Raw genomic sequence first — 18,906 nt, forward strand, 5'->3', positions numbered from 1 at the left:
AATTGTTAAATTTTTTTTCAAATGTTTTGCAGTTACAAAAAAAGCCCCCATATTTGCATCATCAAACGGGGACAACAGGTCCTCAGAGACACAAACGGGGTGTTAGCTCAGCTGGTTCAGAGCACCTGCCTTACAAGCAGGGGGTCACTGGTTCGAATCCAGTACGCCCCACAAAGGACAACTCAAAAAGTTGTCCTTTTTTTATGTCTATACTTTTCCGAATATCCCTACCCCATCCTTACTGTTATAATTTAACGCCTACTGGCAAGCATTAGTATAATACCTTGATTCACATTTGCTTGCAAAACAGAGCGTCTTTTAAGGCTGGGCGTTTTGCCCTGTCCCAGCCCTCCCTTCCCAATCAGGTTCCTACCTCCGGACAGGAGTGGGAGTTTTGTCTGAATCAGGATTTACAGGATTAATGGATAGACAAGATTAAGGCCTGGCAGCGTGCGCAGCTCCTGCTAATATCTTGGTTATATGTGATATCCAACTGCCCCTCAGGGCTACGCTCGCTACCTTCGGAATCCCTTTCCGGTAGTCCAAGGCGGGGAGGTTTTGGCTTTTGCTATAGTTGTAAGCTATAGTTTTATAGTTGGCGTTTTACCCCTTCCCAGCCTTCCCCTAAAAACAGGGGAAGGAGCTTTACAGCCTTTGCTATAGTTGAGGTTATCGTTTTATAGTTGTAGTTTTAACCCACCCCTGCCCCTCCCGAGAGGGGAATTGCGGCTGTTGCTATAGTTTAGCTATAGTTCTATAGTTACAGACCAGGATCGGACAGGTCGCGACCTGTCCCTACGGAACTATAGCCACGATAAGGCGATACAACTATAGCCGCTCTGATCAACTATAGTTTTACTATCGAACTGATCTCAGTCTTTGGGTTGAGCGCCTTTGCTTTGTTGCGGTGCCGTCAGGCAACACGAGCAGAGCGAGGGTAGCAAGAAAGCAGCAGCGCGATGCCCGAAGACGAGGCCTCCCGGCCGTGAGGGAGCCAAAGAAACTATAAAACTATAGGCTAGTAGAGCTCCCAGGATTAGAAGTAACTATAGAAGAAAGGCTTGGTTCAGGTTGCAACTATAGCTCACTATAGAACACAGATTTCTCACAGCTGTTCGAAATGACAAAGAAGAACTACAGGACATAAAAGATCCCTCGGCTAAAAGCCTGAAATGACAATAGAAAGTGTAAAACCACAGCCCAGCCGCCAGTTGAAACCTTGTATGCTTTCAAGACTATAGTTTAGCTACAATTCTTGGCTATCCTTTAAAATAACAGAGAAGTGAAAGTAATTGGAAAAATCAAAGCAAGTACACTATAGCTCTCGCACTATGCTTTAGTTAAGAACTGCTCATGCAGTTTCAACACTTGCGGAATAAGAAGCTGTTTATCGTCGTTGTAGACGATGTGCTGGGCGCGCGCCATCTTCTCTTCTTCCTTCAGCTGCTTGCCTATTATGGCTTCTATATCCTGTTGCGTACGGTGGGTATCGCGTTGCAGCAAGCGCTTAATACGTATATCCATAGGAGCAAATACAGCTATGATCTCATCCATCTGCCGCCATGCTTCTGACTCGTACATCAGAGCCGCTTCTTTAACTATATATGGAGCTCCACTATTTGCTGCTACCCAATCGGTAAAATCTTTGGCAACATGCGGGTGTACAATACTATTGAGTAAGGCAAGTTTTCCAGGATCGTGAAAGGCGCTTTTAGCGAGATAGGCTCTGTTCAGCTCACCATCTATTGTGTAGCTTTCCATACCAAATGCTTCGGTTAGCTCCTGCTTCAGGGCCTCATCATAATGCATTACCCATTTGGCGCGTGTGTCGGCATCATAAACCGGGATTCCCAGCAACGCAAACATGTGACAAACTACTGATTTACCTACCCCTATGCCGCCGGTTATACCAATCTTTAACATGCTTACTTTTGCAGGAATACTTTTACGCGATGCGGCGACAGCGTTACTTTGCGTACACCAACCGGCTTTTGCACAAGTTCAGGTACTATAGTAGAATCCTGAGGATTAAAGTTAGCGAAGTTAAGCACGGCCTTAAACGATTCGCGGTTAAGCAGTGCAACAGAGTCTTCAAAAAGCTGATAACGCACTATAACCGTGGCAGGCTGCAGCAGTACATTCCTCCTTTCAGGCACATTTACCAGTTCAGGCAAAAGCTGACGTTCTTCCTGCACCAGGTTCTTAATGTTTATAGTTGCTACTGTTTCCTCCATGTTTGCCTTCACCAAGTCCTGGTTTTTATAGCTTACAGGCGCTTCTGCTTTTACAGAGGCTCTCAGATTGGCACTCGGCAAACGTACCAGAAAAGGGCTTGGAATTTTATTAACTATAGTTGACGGGCCAACAAAGGTAACAGAATCAGGAGAGAGCTTTACAGGACCAGCTACTTCAAATCCATCAGCTGCCAGTTTTTGTTTTGGATCCAGCTGCAGGGGAATGGTACGGCTTATCTTTGAATCGAAAACAAACGACAGCGTATCGGTTACCACAAAGTTAAGTTGCAGGCCATCCATAGCATTTACCAGCGCAGGACGTAGCGCGGAACCTAACAAATAATTATTACGGGGAAGATTACGGATATAGATCTCTGCCGGCTGCACTTCCAGGCGAAGAGCCTTACGCAGGAGTTTCCATCCTTTGGCAGTTACGTTAACAAGCACTTCTTCGGGCAGCGGCTTTACCGGCACCAATTGTTTCTCGTTATAAATAAACCTGACCGGGTAAGTTGTCTGAGTGGAGTAGCTTTTGTTTAGGGCATTAAGCATCCAGAAAGTAGAAGCCGCCACAAAACAAAGCAGCACTACTCGCCAGTACTGCTTTGTTTGCGGCCTGAATGGCTTCATAAACCATACTACTATATTTTTTACTGCTCCAAAAGGCAATGGCTGCTAGCTATTTGGTTGCTGATTTAACTTGGCGGTAGCTTCCGTTGAGATAGCAGATTTATCGAATGTAAGGCGAACACCTTTATCTACCTCTACTACTACGGTATCATCTTCCACGGCAACCAGTTTGCCATGCAGTCCGCCAATGGTTACTACAAACATCCCCTTGGTTAACTCTTCACGGAATTTCTTCTGGTCTTTCGCTTTTTTCTGCTGCGGGCGGATCATGAAGAAGTAAAATACAAGGATGATGGCCCCAAACATTAACAACTGAGGCATTAAGCCTCCGTCTTGTCCGGCCTGTAAAAGTATGGTCTGCATATTATGTTATAAGGATCGTATTAGTTTCTTTTTACCGGGCCTTCAGCACCTGCTGTTGGTATAGTGCTGGCCTCTACTGTACCTTTTAAGGATACCTGCGTAATGTTAGGCTCTGTGTTGGCACGTATAGTTACCATTGGTGCCTGCTGGCCGTATTTGCCAGTACTGTTAAACTGCACTTTTATCTCGCCTGTTTTACCTGGAGCTACCGGCGTTTTTGGCCACTCAGGCACGGTACAGCCGCAAGATGCCGAAGCATTCTCGATAATAAGCGGCTCTTTGCCTGTGTTGGTAAAGGTAAAGGTATGGTTTACTACTTCGCCCTGCTTTACAGTACCAAAATCATAAACCGTTTCTTTAAACGTCATTGCCGGCGCGTTTGGATTAGCTGCTGCTGTAGTGGCAGTCGTTGGCTCGGTAGTGGCAATGTTCGGGTTGTCCACAGTAGTTTCGGTTGCCGGAGCAGTAGTTGCTACATCGTTACCTGTTGTTGCTTCTGCGTCAGTAGCAGTGTTTTCGTTGCAGCTGGTAGCCATCAGTGCCACAGCCATTGCAAAAGTATAGATCAGATTCTTTTTCATACTATAATAACGTCTGATTAATAAGTTATAGTTTAGAGATGATATTCCGGGCGAATTCCATAGTTGTGGCTTTGCCACCCAGGTCGCCGGTGCATTCTTCTTTATTGGCCAGTGTCGCATCCAGAGCTGCTTCTATTTTATAAGCCTGCTCTTTCAGGTCAATGTGGTGCAGCATCATAATAGCCGAACGAAGCAGAGCTGTCGGGTTAGCTATTCCTTTGCCTGCAATATCCGGCGCTGAGCCGTGTACCGCTTCAAAAATGGCCATATCATCGCCAATATTGGCACCTGAAACTACACCAAGGCCACCTACTAAACCGGCACACAGGTCTGACAGTATATCGCCAAATAAGTTAGTAGTTACAAGAACGTCAAACTGCTCTGGTTTTACAACCAGCTGCATACACATGTTGTCAATGATCTTGTCATCAGCCTGTATATGCGGGTATTGTTTGGCAACATCGTTAAATACGCCAAGGAACAAAGCACCGGCACTTTTCAGGATGTTGGCTTTATGAACAGCTGTTACTTTTTTGCAGCCATGCTTATCGGCATAGGCAAACGCCGCCTTTATTATCTTTTCGCAACCTAAACGTGTAATGCGGGCCACGGAATCAGATATCTGCAGGCGCTCATCAAACATCTCCAGTCCAGAGTATAAGCCTTCGGTATTCTCACGGAACAACACCAGGTTTACATTCTCGAACCTGGTTACAAGTCCTTTTGTAGTTTTAGCCGGTCTTACGTTCGAGTATAAGTCAAACTTCTGGCGCAGCTGCACATTTACACTTTTAAAACCTTTGCCAACCGGAGTCGTGATCGGACCTTTAAGTGCTACTTTATTTTTTTCTAAAGAGGCGATCAGTGTCGCCGGTATCAGCTCCCCGATAGCATCAAAAGTGGTTTGTCCGGCATTCTCTTCTTCCCAGGTTACAGGTACATTGGCTGCAGCAAAAACAGCTTTTACAGCTTCTGTGATTTCCGGGCCTATTCCATCACCAGGAATAAGTGTGATTTGTCTCATATCTATATTTCTTTCCGGCTATTAATTTCGTTTATCAGTGAGTCTACATCTCCAAGCAATTTTTCTGCTTTGCTTTTTGCATCCTGTATTACGCGCTGTCCTTCGGTTCTTGCACTGGTTGGCAGGTTATCGCCTTTGGCAACAAGCTGCTCCAGCAAATCAGAAAGTGTATCGCGGTATTTCTCTAAACGGTAGCTAAGCCAGCTGCGTGTTTCCTGGCCCTTTTCAGGAGCGAACAAAATGCCCGCTGCTGCGCCTACTGCTGCGCCAGATGCAAAAGCCAATATGGCGGTTGTCTTCTTACCCATAGTTGTATATGCTAATATATCGGATTCTATTTATTTACTCTCCTTACGGCATTTCAGGCTAAATGGTAGCCCGGGCATTAAACTTATTTATTATCAATAAGTCCGCGGCCCGATTTGCGTATTTCGCCTTTGCTTACAAGCTCCTGAGCCATTTTATCAAGCACACCGTTTATAAACTGCTTACTCTTTGGCGTACTATAGATCTTTGATATTTCGATGTACTCGTTAATGGTTACCTTAACAGGTATGCTGCGGAAGATGTACATTTCGCTGAGTGCCATCTTAAGTATGATCTTGTCAAGAAGTGCTACGCGCTCTACATCCCAGTTCTGCACACTGGCCGAGATCATAGCTTCATACTTCTCGTTTTCCTGCAAGGTTTGCTCATAAAGCTCTTCGAAGAATGCCTTATCGTCTTCCCAGTTTGGCGACAGGTCCAGCAGCTTTACATCTTCTGCATTGCCTTCGGCTTCTTCGCCAAGCATTTTAATGGTTTTGTTTACCAGGCTCTTCACGATGGCTTTGTTCTCAGCCCAGTTCAGATCCTGCTCTTCAAACAAAGATTGTAAAGTTTTTTCTTTAAAGATAATGTTTTTGTAAATATGTTTTACCAGCTCAAAGTCGTCAGAAAGCGACGGCGACGGGTTTTGCAGGTACGCCAGGAACACTTCATCCTGCTTGATTACGGCTCTGTAAACCTGTGCTATTTCACTAACATCGGAACCCCAGCTAATGTTGCGACGAATGATGTGCTGCTGGTAAGATTTGTTGTTCAGGATGCGCTGCACAAGCTGGTTGCGCAGGAATTGTTTTACGTCCGGACCTTTAGCCTCTGTAAAGCGTTTGCTTCTTTTTTCTTCCTCCTCTTTTACCAGGTCTGTCAGTACGCCCATTAGCTGCAGGTTTGCAAGGTAGTGGTCGTAGATGCGCTCAACGGCAATCAGCATCTGGTCGTGGTAATAACGGCGGTCTTTTTTGCTTTGGTTCTGGTAAGATACAATAGCCCTGTTTACCGCATTCACTATTTGTTTGTCTGCATCTTCTGCATCGAACTGGCGCTTCTCATACCACTCTTTAAAAAGCAGCGTTGCGATCTGCTTTTGTCCTTCGAGCAGTTTCCTGTCCTGCACTTCCATCGCGTTAAGATCTGGTGCAAACTCTTCTCCTATCTGGTCCAGTGCCAGCAAATAGTCAGAACCTTCGGCCTGCATATATGCATAAATTGCCTGCATGGCTTTAATTCGTAGTGTTCTGCGGTTAAGCATAATTAATTGTATAAAGAACGTGTTGTGACTGTAAATTTATAGTTGCCTGGCAGGCAAGGTTTGTAACTATACGCATACTGCAAAGCAAGTAGCCTATAACACAATTTGGTATGGTGTATTTAAAGTAAAAGTGCCACAATTACTGCAGCACTTTTACTTTATTTATAGTTGTTGCTAAGCTATGCTTAGTAAGTTGAATGAACTTTGCCAATGCTCTGGATACGCTGTTCAGCCAGTTTGGTAGCTGCAAGCTGCGTATGGATTCCTTCTTTCTCAGCTAGTTCAAAAATATCCAATGTATATCCGTAGATGCGCTCTGTCTGACCATAAGCGCTTTCGCGGTTGTAGCCCTGTAGCTCAGAGTAAACGTTGATCAGGCCACCAGCATTGATAAGGAAGTCTGGTGCATAGTAAATGCCACGCTCGATAAGTGCTGGTCCGTGAACCGACTCATCTTTCAGCTGGTTGTTTGCGCTACCCGCAATTATCTGGCACTTAAGTCTGGCAAGTGTGCTGTCGTTTATAGTTGCACCCAATGCGCATGGCGAGTAGATATCCACATCAAGATCATAGATCTCATCCATGCCTACCACTTTAGCGCCATACTTGTTAGAGATCTCACGCAGACGGTCTTCATAGATATCGGTGATAAAGATCTGTGCATTTTCTTTTGCAAGCAGCTCTACCAGGTAACCACCTACGTGGCCAACACCCTGAACAGATATTTTCTTGCCTTCTAAAGAATCAGAACCATAAGCTTTTTTAGCAGCCGCTTTCATACCCATGTAGGTACCGTATGCAGTTACCGGAGAAGGGTCTCCGCTACCACCCATTGATTCTGGTAAACCAGCTACGTGATCTGTTTCCATCTTAATGTACTCCATATCTTTTGTAGTGGTTCCTACGTCTTCGGCAGTAATGTAAGCACCGTTCAGGTTCTTCACAAAACGACCATAACGACGCATTAACGCTTCAGATTTATCTTTTTTGGCATCGCCGATGATCACTGCTTTACCACCACCCAGGTTAAGACCAGAAATAGCAGCTTTGTAGGTCATACCTCTTGAAAGACGCAGCACATCGTTCAGCGCTTCTGCATCAGAAGCATAAGACCACATACGCGTACCACCCAAAGCAGGACCAAGTACCGTGTTGTGAATACCGATGATAGCCTTCAGGCCGGTCTCGTGGTCATGGCAGAAAACAACTTTCTCATGATTGTATTCTGAAATCTGACCGAAGATAGATGATGTGTCTTTCTTCAGTTCTACTTCTTTAATTTCGACCATTTATGAAATTGGTTTAGTGTTATTCTATCTTTGTGCCGGAGCGTGCCGCAAGCTACCCCCTTTTCGCGCTGCAAAATTAATTCTTTTTTGATTTATTCAATTTGTACTTTGCATATCATCGTAAAAGGCCTTAGGCTTTAATAACTTACCGTGAAATCTTTACGCTACTTAAATAAATACCTGCTCAAGTATAAATTCCGACTTTTCTGGGGTCTGGTTTTTATAATTATTTCCAACTTTTTCCAGATACTGCCAGCCCAGGTAGTGCGCTATGCCTTTAACCTGATTAAGGAAGGAATAAACCTGCACAACCTTTACGACGGAATGCAGCAGCAGGGTATGGTATATGAAATTTTCGCCCAGAGTATCCTGGTTTATGGGGTAGTTATATTGGTGATGGCGCTGTTGCGTGGCGTGTTTTTGTTTTTTATGCGGCAAACTATAATTGTCATGAGCCGCCTGGTAGAGAACGACCTGAAAAACGAAATTTACGAGCATTACCAAAGCCTGCCACTCAGCTTTTACCGCAAAAACAACACCGGCGACCTGATGTCGCGCATCTCAGAAGATGTAAGCCGCGTGCGCATGTACCTTGGCCCGGCCATTATGTACGGCCTTAACCTGGTGGTGCTGTTTATAATGGTAATACCATACATGCTATCGGTAAACGTGAAGCTGACCATGTATACCCTGATACCGCTGCCAATACTGGCCATCAGCATTTACTATGTGAATAACATCATCGAGCGAAAGTCTGATGAGATACAGCGCAGCCTTTCGGGTATTACCACCTTTGTGCAGGAAGCTTTTTCAGGTATCCGGGTACTGAAATCGTTTGTGCGGGAGGATGACTCTCATGCTAACTTTACAACTGCCAGCAATGTGTACAAAGACAAATCGCTGGACCTGAACTTTGTGAACTCGCTTTTCTTCCCGCTTATACTTTTCCTGGTTGGCCTCAGCACGATCATCACCATTTACATTGGCGGGCAGGAAGTAATAAACGGAACTATAACCACCGGTAACATTGCCGAGTTTATCATTTACGTGAACATGCTTACCTGGCCGGTTACGTCGCTTGGCTGGACGGCCAGTTTAGTGCAACGGGCCGCTGCCTCACAGGCACGAATCAACGAGTTTCTGCATACTAAAAACGACATTGTTTCCCGTGAAAATATCAGCAAAGAGATAACAGGCGATATCCGTTTCGAGAATGTCGATTTTATTTACCCGGACACTAACATCCACGCGCTCAAGCATGTGTCTTTCAACATCAGGCACGGCGAAACTCTTGCTGTAATTGGTAACACCGGTTCCGGTAAAAGCACGATTGCCACGCTGCTGCCGCGCATGTACGATGTAACGAGCGGTCGTATTCTGATAGATGGTGTAGATGTGCGCGACTATAATATCGAAAGCCTTCGCAGCCAGATCGGGTACGTGCCGCAGGATGTATTTCTTTTCTCCGACTCTATCCGGAATAATATTGGCTTTGGCTTACCAAGTATAACCGAAGAGCAAATGGTGCAGGCGGCCAAAGATGCAGATGTGTATGAGAATATCATGCGTTTCCCGGAGCAGTTCGACACAAAGCTGGGCGAACGCGGCATTACGTTATCGGGCGGGCAAAAGCAACGTGTATCTATAGCACGGGCGCTGGTGCGCGAGCCGCGCATCCTGATTCTCGATGATTCGCTTTCGGCGGTAGATACCAAAACGGAGAACGCTATCCTGAACAGCCTGCGCCGTATTATGGCTAACCGTACGTCTATCATCATTTCGCACAGAGTATCGTCAGTAAAACTGGCGGATAGGATTCTGGTGCTGGATGACGGGGAGATCATACAGCATGGTACCCACGATGAATTGATCAGGCAGCAAGGATTGTACAAGGAACTATACGAGCGCCAGCTGCAGACGGAAGAACTGGAGTAGCCTGAACCGGGATTAATAGTGATTTTTGGGATTAACAGGATCGGGTTATAGTTGTAGCTATAGTTCTATAGTTGGCGTTTTACCCCTTCCTCCGCTGGCGCGGGTTTGCAACCCGTGTCTAACTATAGGGTTGAGTTTGTAACTCAACTGGCCTGAAAGGACAGGAGTTGTCTGAATCGGGATTTACAGGATTAAAGGATTTTCAGGATCACTGATTTTGCTATAGTTAGCGCTATCTTTTCATCGTTGCTGTTTTACCCACCCCTGCCCCTCCCAAGAGGGGAATTTCGGCTGTTGCTATAGTTGGTTTTATCTTTCTATAGTTACTGTTTCAACACCCCTAATAAGCGTAGCTTGCAAATTTCGAACTCCCTGTTCTCGCTTGTCCTTAAGGGGACACTTCTGCTACTGTAATAGTGCTATAGTTCCTTTCGCTGTTTCGGACATCTGTGTCCGAAACCTGTCTGCTGCGGACTTCTTAATCCGCTTTTACCAGCTGCTTTTCACAAAGATGTTCAGAAGTTATAGTCTATAGTTACAGCTATCGTTTTTAATTTGGTGGCTATAGGTCAGAGGTCGCTGATCCACTTCCTTACCTGGTGTTCGGCCCCGCTCTGAGGCAACTATAAACCCTTCAAATCCATACCTTCAGCTGCCTGTTTTACGGGATATAACTATGCCATTATTGTATTGTCGGAATTTTTTAGAGCAGATTCTGTTATAGTTACGTATAGCATAATCACATTCACCACTAAACTTACTATATATGGCTATTGACCTACAGCAAATTGGCAAGAGATTCAGGTTTTACACGCACCTGAACGAGTTGGAAATGAGCGACCTGAAAGCGATGACAGGCAGCGACGAAGAAACGCTGAAGAACATCCTGAATGGCTGCAATATTCTGCTGGACGAGTTGGTCGCTATTGTAAAAAACTTCCCTGACCTGAATCCGCAATGGCTTATTTACGGTGAAGGCAGCATGTTTAAACCCAAAGGAGCGAACGGCGATTGCCACGATACCCCAAAGAATTGCCTGAAAAAAGATAAAGCCGCCTACCTGCAGCAGATGAAAAACATGTTGATTGAGTTAGATGCTGCAGAAGTTGCCAAAGGCCACCACGCCGATGTAGATGCTTTAATGAACAAACTAAATGAGCTTAAAGCAAAAGCAACTGAATAGGCTATTACTGCTGGGGCTGTGCCTGTTACTTACTGCTGATACCGTTCAGAATAAGCGAAAGAGTAAGTAGATTCTTATTTCAAAAACTCTGCTTCACAAACACACCGGAAGCCTACTTTATCAGATGGATCGGTGTATAGTTGCCTGTCCGTGATTTCAGAGTCGCTTAGTTTGTCTTTCCAGCTGCCGCCTTTGGCTATACCTTTTTCGGCTACCATTTCGGCTACGTTGCCCAACACATGGTAAGCGCCATAGTCATTAGGTATGCCGCCATATACATAAGCTGGCGTCCGGAACTGTAAAAAGTAGGGCACCGGCCGTTTTACATTTATTGGCAGGTCGTGCACTTCAGTTTCTTTTAAATCCTGCTTTATTTGTGCTACAGGTTTTGGATCAATTATCTTTCTGGCAATAAATTCCGCTGCTTCAGGGTTAACTTTATACTTTACTGTTGCGCCCGTAGCTCTACTCCAGGGGAATTTATCCTTATCTACTCCGGCAGCAGCAATTACCTCCCACTCCTGCTCTGTCGGCAGCCTGTAAGTAATCTTTATTTTCTGCTCATTTCTGGGATCAGCATTATACTGTTCCGTAACTACCTTAGAACGCCACTGGCAATAAGCAACTGCCTGTTCATAACTCACACCTACTACAGGGTAAAACAAATACTCAGGATGATGAAGGTAGGATGATATAGGCTCTATAGTTTGATCTATAGTATCTGTACCAATTATTATAGTCCCCAAAGATTCAAAACGATAATAATCACGTTCATTTAGCTGGATAACCGTAGAGTCCGGCAATATGCTTTGGTAAAAGGCTGCTGAAGAATCACGTTTTATATAACTCAGGAACTCCTGCCAATGGATATTCGCCACTTCTGTTTCATCAAAAAACAACTGGAGCGGTGATATAAACAATCCACCCGGTGCATAGTTAAAAGGAACATCTTCAGAGTTATTATCAACTATAACTCTGTTCATAGTTGCTGATTGATCTTTGCGTTCCGCCTTTTTTTCTTCTTTGGTTAAGTTTCGTGAGTCTTCCCATTTTACACTTTCCCACCTGATAAGCTTACTTTCCTGAAAGCCTTTATAATTTATAAACGGACCACTATTCTGTGGCCAGTCATTGTATAGCCCGGTCTTGGTGCTGTAGGCTCCAATATAAGCTGAATTAGGCGTTCTGTAGCTACAAGCAGAGAGCAAAGCAACAACCAGCAGAAGAAAACTATAGTTGCGCATAGGCTATAGTTGTTTTTGGGCAGAGATACCGTTTAGTATAAGCGAGATGGTGAACAGCACATCCTGCTCTATTTTGAAGAAGTTTATAGTGGGTAGCTGCTGGTAAAAAACACGCTCAAATTCATCGAACTGGATCAGGTCTTTTACCACCATTATGGAGTAGCCCACGCGCTCGGCCTCGCAGGGAATGAACACACCTTTTTCGATACCATCCTTTATAACGGTAGCATAGTAGTTTGTTTCCTTGGCCCTGGACTCGGCAAAAAGCTTCTGGAACAGGCTGCGCGTTTCTATCAGTACTTTTATGGAAATGGTGTGCTGTGTTACGATCTCCTGGTAATAGCGAAGGGATGATTGAATGTACAACAGAAGCTGCTTGTGCGGATCGGGTTCCTGCTCCGCAATTTTCTTTATCCGGTATAAACTATCCTTCCACTCCTGCGAGAAAGCCTGTATAAAGAGCACTTCCTTGCTTTTGTAGTAATAGTATAAAGTGGGTTTTTTAAGGCCTATGGCATGAGCAATATCGTCGAGGGTGGCTTTGCTGTAGCCTAGTTTTCCGAACACGGATTTGGCTGCTTCGAGTATCAGCTCTTTTTTTACGTCTGCTTTTTTGCCCAAAGTGTCGCGGCTATAGTTTAGTTAGCCCTACCAAATATACCCGATTATTCTATAGTTGCAAGGTTATTCTTTTAGCGGCACTTCCACCACCGCTTTGCGGTCCTCCGGAAACCACTCTACATAAAAATCCTCGAGTTGAAGCTTATTTGCCTCGGCGTATGCAAACAGGTTGGTGTATAGTTTGCCTGGCGCAATCATATAATGGGCATTTATTTCGGAGTGTACTACTTTGCGGCCACCCGGCACATGCAGCAGTTGGTAACCCTCAGGCAGGGTTATAGTTGAGTCCCGGATCAGGACTCCAATAAAAGCTTTGACCGTATCACTTTTACCTTCGGGATTATTATAGTATATATTGCCAAGCACTCCCTGAATTTTGCCCTCCCCTACCAGTTTCGCAGCTTTCTGATAGGCCTCCCCGAATGCTTTGTCCTTTATGGTGCCCTCAAACGGTTGCCCGGCAAACAGCAGCGGCTCCGATGTCGTTACCAGCACTTTTGGCTCGCTGAATCCGCCAACGTAGGCATAGATACCCACCATAACAGCCATAATAACCCCGATAGCTACTAAAAATTTTCTGCTCATATGTTGATCATGTTCTTGTACTGCATCTGGTATAGCTGGGCGTAGTAACCGTTGTGCCGCAGCAGTTCTTCGTGGTTACCCACTTCTTTTATCTCACCCCTATCCAGTACTATAATTTTGTCTGCTTTCTGGATGGTGCTCAGGCGGTGTGCAATAACAATGGAGGTACGGCCGTGCATCAGCTGATCGATTGCATACTGTATCAGTTCTTCAGTTTCGGAGTCTACGCTGGAGGTGGCCTCGTCTAAAATGATGATCTCCGGATTATACACCATGGCGCGTACAAATGAGATAAGCTGGCGCTGGCCTACCGATAAGGTGGCGCCACGTTCCATTACCTGGTAGTGCAGTCCGCCTGGCAGGCGTTCTATAAATTTACGGGCACCCACCAGGTCGGCGGCGCGCCACATCTGCTCTTCGGTAATGGTTTTGTTACCCAGGCTAATGTTGTCGGCTATAGTTCCGGAGAACAGGAACACATCCTGCAGTACAACGCCAATATGGTGGCGCAACACGCTCAGGTCGTATTCTTTTATGTCGTGGCCATCCACTATAATATGGCCTTTGTTGATCTCGTAAAAACGGTTGAGCAGGTTTATAATGGATGTTTTACCGGCACCGGTCGCTCCTACAAAGGCTACAGTCTCGCCGGCTTTTACATTAAACGAAATATCGCGCAGCACCCATTCTTCGTCGTTATAGGCAAACCACACATTCTCGAAACGCACGTTGCCTTTTATCTTTTCCGGCGTATAGGTACCGTTGTCGGCAATCATCTCTTTGCTGTCCAGCAATTTCATCAGGCGCTCGGTGCTTACCACACCCAGCTGCAAGGTATTAAAGCGGTCGGCGATCATGCGTATCGGCCTAAAGAACATCTGGATGTAAAGAATAAAAGCCATCAGCGTTCCCAGCGATGTCTCGTCGTTAATAACGCCATGCGCGCCATACCATACCAGCAAACCCAGGCCAGCGGCACCAATAATTTCAGCTACCGGAAAGTAAATGCTATAGTATAACACAGACCTCACGTTGGCGCGGGTATGTTCTTTGTTGATCTCCCGGAACTTCTCCATTTCGCGCTTCTCGTTGTTAAAGATCTGCACAATGCTCATGCCTGTAATATGCTCCTGCACAAACGAGTTAAGGCGCGCCACAGCTGTTCGCACTTCCTGGAACGTTTCTTTTATCTTCTCTTTAAAGATGTAAGTACTGATGAGCATGATCGGGAAAGTGGAAAGGCTGACAAGGGCCAGTTCCCAATCGATGTAAAACATAAAGCCAACTATAAATACCAGCTGCAGGATATCGCCGATCATAGCAGCCAGGCCTTCGCTGAACACATCAGACAGGGTTTCCACATCCGATACATTTCGGGTTACCAGGGTACCGATTGGTGTGCGGTCAAAGAATTTAAGGCGAAGATCTAAGATGTGGCGGTATAGTTTGATGCGGATATCGCGCACCACATGCTGCCCCAGCCAGCCGGCAAAGTAGGTATGCAAGTACTGAACTATAGCATGCACCACCAGCAGCACACCCAGTATCACGAACATCTTGTTCAGGCCTTGCCAATCGCCCTGCAATATCTCGTTATCAACGGTATACTGTATCAGGAAGGGGCGAACGGCGGCCAGTATAGCAGAGGCAAAAGTCAGGAATACGATAAAGTAGAAAATACGCACGTGTGGCTTCACGAACTCAAAGAGCCGCTTCAGCACGTCTGCATCGAATACCCTGCCTGTATTTTTAGGTTTGTCTTCCAAAATCCGCGATAATAAAACGTATAAATGTGGGCTCCTATGGCCTCCGCTGTGTAGTTGCAGGCATTTATACTTAACCGATCGCAAAGGTAAGTGTTTTTAACGGACTAAAACGGCCGTTTTTTGCAGCGATAAGCACAGCGGAACGCTATTGTTTTACAACCTTTACGTGCTGCACCTGTGTGGCGGTTATCAGGCGGACAAAGTAAATTCCGGGTTTAAGGGCCGCCGTATTGATTTCTGATTCGAAGTACTCCAGCTTATTTCCCTCACCCTGCTGCAGTATTGTTGCCAGCTGGCCTTTTGCATCCAGCAGTTCCAGTTTATAGTTGCCGGCGGTTGGCAGCGCAAACTCCAGGGTGGTAGCAGCGCTGAAAGGATTCGGATAAGCTATCAGCCGGATGTCCTCATCAACAACCTCAGTTGGTATAAGCGGGTCGCAGGCGCCCAGGTAGCAACCGTGGTCCAGGTGCTCCTGCACTTTGCTTTTGGCTACACATATTGTCTGCCCGTTGTGGCAAACCAGCACTTTCTCGTTGTTATCGCCGCAGCTGGCATCAGTCACTTTCAAGTATAGTTCCTGCACGGCCAGGCCGCCGTTGTGGTGCCATTTATCTTCCGCTATCAGCTTTACAGTGTATTCGCCTTCGTCGGCTATAGTTGGGGTTCCGGAAAGTGTGGCATTGCCATTCCCGTTATCTACTAAAGTCAGCCAGTTGGGTAGTTGGTCAGCAAATATTTCCAGGCGGTCGCCATAGTTCAAATCATCATCCTGCGCCTTAATTTCATACCTATAAGCATAACCTGCCGCCAACGGATACTCTGTAGGAGCTGATGTAAAAACCGGGGGTGTGTTCACAACTATGTTAAAGCTGTGTACCTGTTCGTCGTTATGGGTATCCCGGGCTTTTACGGTTATGGCATTCACTCCCCAGTTCTTTACTTCCGGCGTCCAGGTTACCTGCATGTTTACCGGGTTTGCAGCTATAGTTGGTAATTTGGCTACACCATCCGGAAGTCCTTTTATTTCTACCAGTTGTACCTTGTCGGTTATGTCAGGGTCTGATGCCTGCACTTTAAAATCTATCGTTTGTCCCGGACTTACGAATGTGTAACTCTTGGCAAGTGGTGTAGGCGGCACATCAAATTTAGGCTTGTAGCTCACCTGTATGGTTACCGATGTGGTGGTTTGCACGCCTTTCAGATCCTGGGCTATAAAGTTGATGACATGTACACCCAGGTTTGTAGCAGCTGGCGTCCAGGAGAAGGTGCTTTGCACGGGGTTGCTGGTAGCTGGCAGGGCCGGGTTAAGCGCAGCACCGGCCGGCACGCCGGTAGCCTGCAGCATCACCTTGTCATTGGCATCTGCATCGTGGGCTCTGACTATAAAATTCACGTTCTGGCCAGGCGATACCTGGAAAACTGCCTGGTTAGCCGGCGTTACACTATAATCAAAAACCGGTGGCGTAGACTGCTCTGTAATTTTGACAACGAAGTCTGTGGTTACGCTGGCGCCCCTGCTATCCGTTACTGTAATACCGGCATTGTACATATCGCCCGCCAGCTTGCCTATAGTGTTAAAAGAGATCGTTCCGGTTGTTGTATTTACACTTAAGCCCTCCGGATTGTTGCCGCCGCCCATTTCCTGCCGGTTTGCCAGCCTGAAGGTTAGCGCATCGCCATCGGGGTCTGTTACCGGCATCTTAAAAGATGCATTGGCTTTGCTGTGTGGCAGGTTAACTATAGCCGGAAGCGTAGTTACCGGGGCGCTGTTGCCGTTGCCTATGGTTACCGTGGTCTGTAAATTCCAGTTGCCATCAGCATTATTTTTAAGGGAGCTCACGCGGCAGCAGCCGGTAAAGTAGGCTGTATAGTTGCCTGCCGAACTATAGGTTTTGGTAATGATCGCCTCGCCGTACATCCAGTCATCTGTTTCGCTAACGGCCGTAACCTGCAACGGAATTGCAGTAGCTGTTCCATCTCCGAAAAAGAAATCTCCCGGGTTAACTACCTGTCCTTTCTCGGCATAAAACGCCGTGTAGCGCCACGACTGGCTTACTTTAAACTCGACAGTATTGCCACTTACCCAGCGCCAGCTAACATTACCATACCGGAAGTGCGATGCCTGTGCGGCTGTAACAGTAAACAAAAAGAAAACGATAAGAAAGGATTTGCCTGCACCATGCGCCGCTATCAGGCGCACAAGCGATTTTAAAATACGGATTGCAGTTTCAGGGTGTAAAGGTGCCTGCATGTATTCGATATTAGGGTTACGGAATTGGGTCGCGGTAGTAAAAAGTACAAGTGAGGTGGCAGAAAAAAGTAATAGGAGAAATTTTACTTGAGTAAGCTTGTATACTTTAGTAAATAGCCTCCGTATGATGCATTTAAACTTGCCGGAACACGCACATATATAATTTTACTTATATACCACAACGATAACCCTGCTGATTGGTTTCAACTTTTTATAAAAATCATCATATTAAATATATGATTAATTGAATACTTAAAAGCAAAAGAGCCGCAACTATAAAGCTGCGGCTCTTTTGTTTGTTAGTAGACTCTTGTTATCTATACATAATTACTTACACTAACCGGCACCTTTTCAAGCGCCTGCTCTATGTCGTTTATTATATCGTCGGGATGCTCCACGCCTACCGAGATACGCACCATGCCTTCGCCAATGCCCATCACAGCTCTGTCAGCCGGAGAGATGTCGGAGTGGGTCATGGAAGCCGGGTGTTCAGCCAACGATTCTGTTCCGCCCAAGCTTACAGCCAGCTTTATCAGTTTCAGGTTGTTCAGGAAGGTAAAGGCTTCTTTTTCGCCACCTTTAATATCAAACGAGATCATGGAACCCGCAGACAGGCACTGCTTTTCGTAAATGGCCTGCTGGTGGGGGTTTTCCTGCAGGTCGCCTAAATAGTAAATGCGGTCTACTTTCGAATGATCTTTAAGGTACGCAGCTACAGTTTCAGCACCACGAGCCTGGCATTCCATTCTTATCTTCAAGGTCTCCAGCGAGCGCATCAGCATCCAGCCCGTCCACGGGCTAGCCATAGAGCCCATAAACGTACGCATGGCTTTTACCTGTTTCATCAGCTCTGCAGAACCTAAACAAGCTCCTGCGATCAGATCTGAGTGCCCACCAATATATTTTGTAGCCGAGTAAACCAGCAGATCAGCGCCGTGCTTTAACGGGTGACAGAACAGCGGGCCCAGGAAGGTATTGTCAACAGCAACTATAACTTTTCTGTCTTCCGTAGAATATTTCCTGGCTAGCGTTGCGCAGGCTTCAATGTCTACCAGGTGATTGGTCGGGTTGGCAGGTGTCTCGATATAGACCATGGCCAGTTTATCAGCCACACCAGAGGCAACCAGCAGTTCGTCTACCTCATGCGCCTCCATGTTAGCCCTGAAACCTATGCTTTGAATACCGAACTTCGGAAGGATGTTTTTGATGTAATAATCTGAACCGCCATAGATAGGCTCGCTGTGCAGGATAACGTCGCCGGGCTTTAGCAGAGCCAGCAGCATGGTGCTGATTGCGGCCATACCGCTCGCAAAAACGGCTGCATCCTGGGCGCCATCCCAGAAGCGTAGGCGGTTCTCTAAAATTTCGAGGTCAGGGTTGTTGAGGCGGCTGTAGATAAGGCCCATTTGCTCTTCGGCATCTTTGGTGCGCAAGCCGTAGGCCAGCTCAAAAAATGCTTTGCCTTCTTCAGCGTTCTTAAAAACGAAGGTAGATGTTTGATAGATGGGGGCTTTTACGGCCATTTCTGACCACTCGGGGTTGTACCCGTAACTCATCATTAAGCTTTCTGGCCGCAGGTGTTTACCGTTTAAATGCGGCCCACGATGGTCTTCTTCTAATTGCATAG

At 46.1% G+C, this 18,906-nt stretch carries 16 protein-coding genes and 1 tRNA gene; 3 read left to right on the plus strand and 14 right to left on the minus strand.

Features of this window, described 5'->3' with window-relative positions; all coding sequences use genetic code 11:
- Positions 1-96: 96 nt before the first annotated feature.
- Positions 97-171: transfer RNA gene (locus GSQ66_RS13815), tRNA-Val, on the plus strand.
- Between the two features lie 1,158 nt (positions 172-1,329).
- On the opposite strand, the gene coaE is transcribed toward GSQ66_RS13815, so the two are convergent.
- The 8 genes from coaE to GSQ66_RS13855 form a co-directional block, all read right to left on the minus strand.
- Entirely contained in the window at positions 1,330-1,923 is a 594-nt protein-coding gene (gene coaE, locus GSQ66_RS13820; RefSeq protein WP_162428003.1) for a dephospho-CoA kinase, read from the minus strand.
- A gap of 2 nt (positions 1,924-1,925) precedes the next feature.
- The gene (locus GSQ66_RS13825; protein ID WP_238395696.1) at positions 1,926-2,864 is read right to left on the minus strand and encodes a hypothetical protein; all 939 of its coding nucleotides are present in this window, start codon (positions 2,862-2,864) and stop codon (positions 1,926-1,928) included.
- Between the two features lie 45 nt (positions 2,865-2,909).
- Positions 2,910-3,227: a preprotein translocase subunit YajC gene (gene yajC / locus GSQ66_RS13830; protein ID WP_162428004.1), complete on the minus strand. Its 318-nt coding sequence runs from the start codon at positions 3,225-3,227 to the stop codon at positions 2,910-2,912.
- Positions 3,228-3,247: 20 nt separating this feature from the next.
- Positions 3,248-3,808, minus strand: a complete 561-nt coding sequence (locus GSQ66_RS13835) for a DUF1573 domain-containing protein (protein ID WP_162428005.1) — start codon at positions 3,806-3,808, stop codon at positions 3,248-3,250.
- 25 nt (positions 3,809-3,833) lie between these two features.
- The gene (locus tag GSQ66_RS13840) at positions 3,834-4,832 is read right to left on the minus strand and encodes an isocitrate/isopropylmalate dehydrogenase family protein (protein WP_162428006.1); all 999 of its coding nucleotides are present in this window, start codon (positions 4,830-4,832) and stop codon (positions 3,834-3,836) included.
- A 2-nt stretch (positions 4,833-4,834) separates the two neighbouring features.
- On the minus strand, positions 4,835-5,140 hold the full coding sequence (locus GSQ66_RS13845; RefSeq protein WP_162428007.1) for a YtxH domain-containing protein: 306 nt from the start codon (positions 5,138-5,140) through the stop codon (positions 4,835-4,837).
- Positions 5,141-5,223: 83 nt separating this feature from the next.
- Complete coding sequence (gene nusB, locus GSQ66_RS13850; RefSeq protein WP_238395697.1) at positions 5,224-6,372, minus strand: transcription antitermination factor NusB; 1,149 nt, start codon at positions 6,370-6,372, stop codon at positions 5,224-5,226.
- Positions 6,373-6,590: 218 nt separating this feature from the next.
- Positions 6,591-7,694 (minus strand): Glu/Leu/Phe/Val family dehydrogenase, encoded by a 1,104-nt coding sequence (locus GSQ66_RS13855; protein WP_162428009.1) that lies wholly within the window; start codon positions 7,692-7,694, stop codon positions 6,591-6,593.
- A gap of 150 nt (positions 7,695-7,844) precedes the next feature.
- Here GSQ66_RS13855 and GSQ66_RS13860 point away from each other — a divergent pair, with 150 nt between their 5' ends.
- On the plus strand, positions 7,845-9,629 hold the full coding sequence (locus tag GSQ66_RS13860) for an ABC transporter ATP-binding protein (RefSeq protein ID WP_162428010.1): 1,785 nt from the start codon (positions 7,845-7,847) through the stop codon (positions 9,627-9,629).
- Positions 9,630-10,395: 766 nt separating this feature from the next.
- The gene (locus GSQ66_RS13865; RefSeq protein WP_162428011.1) at positions 10,396-10,812 is read left to right on the plus strand and encodes a hypothetical protein; all 417 of its coding nucleotides are present in this window, start codon (positions 10,396-10,398) and stop codon (positions 10,810-10,812) included.
- Positions 10,813-10,886: 74 nt separating this feature from the next.
- On the opposite strand, the gene GSQ66_RS13870 is transcribed toward GSQ66_RS13865, so the two are convergent.
- From GSQ66_RS13870 to GSQ66_RS13895, 6 genes are all read right to left on the minus strand, one after another.
- Positions 10,887-12,056 carry a formylglycine-generating enzyme family protein gene (locus GSQ66_RS13870; protein WP_162428012.1) on the minus strand — a complete coding sequence of 390 codons (1,170 nt, stop codon included), beginning with the start codon at positions 12,054-12,056 and terminating at the stop codon, positions 10,887-10,889.
- Between the two features lie 3 nt (positions 12,057-12,059).
- Complete coding sequence (locus GSQ66_RS13875) at positions 12,060-12,677, minus strand: TetR/AcrR family transcriptional regulator (protein WP_162428013.1); 618 nt, start codon at positions 12,675-12,677, stop codon at positions 12,060-12,062.
- Between the two features lie 63 nt (positions 12,678-12,740).
- Positions 12,741-13,262, minus strand: a complete 522-nt coding sequence (locus GSQ66_RS13880) for a GyrI-like domain-containing protein (protein WP_162428014.1) — start codon at positions 13,260-13,262, stop codon at positions 12,741-12,743.
- Positions 13,259-15,028, minus strand: coding sequence for an ABC transporter ATP-binding protein (locus GSQ66_RS13885; RefSeq protein WP_162428015.1), 1,770 nt, complete (start codon positions 15,026-15,028; stop codon positions 13,259-13,261). Before GSQ66_RS13885 ends, GSQ66_RS13880 begins: the two co-directional genes overlap by 4 nt.
- A gap of 145 nt (positions 15,029-15,173) precedes the next feature.
- Positions 15,174-17,279, minus strand: a complete 2,106-nt coding sequence (locus GSQ66_RS13890) for a putative Ig domain-containing protein (protein WP_162428016.1) — start codon at positions 17,277-17,279, stop codon at positions 15,174-15,176.
- 317 nt (positions 17,280-17,596) lie between these two features.
- Entirely contained in the window at positions 17,597-18,904 is a 1,308-nt protein-coding gene (locus GSQ66_RS13895; protein ID WP_162428017.1) for a cystathionine gamma-synthase family protein, read from the minus strand.
- Positions 18,905-18,906 lie beyond the last annotated feature (2 nt).

This window comes from Pontibacter pudoricolor, from assembly GCF_010092985.1.
GTDB classification, from domain to species: domain Bacteria; phylum Bacteroidota; class Bacteroidia; order Cytophagales; family Hymenobacteraceae; genus Pontibacter; species Pontibacter pudoricolor.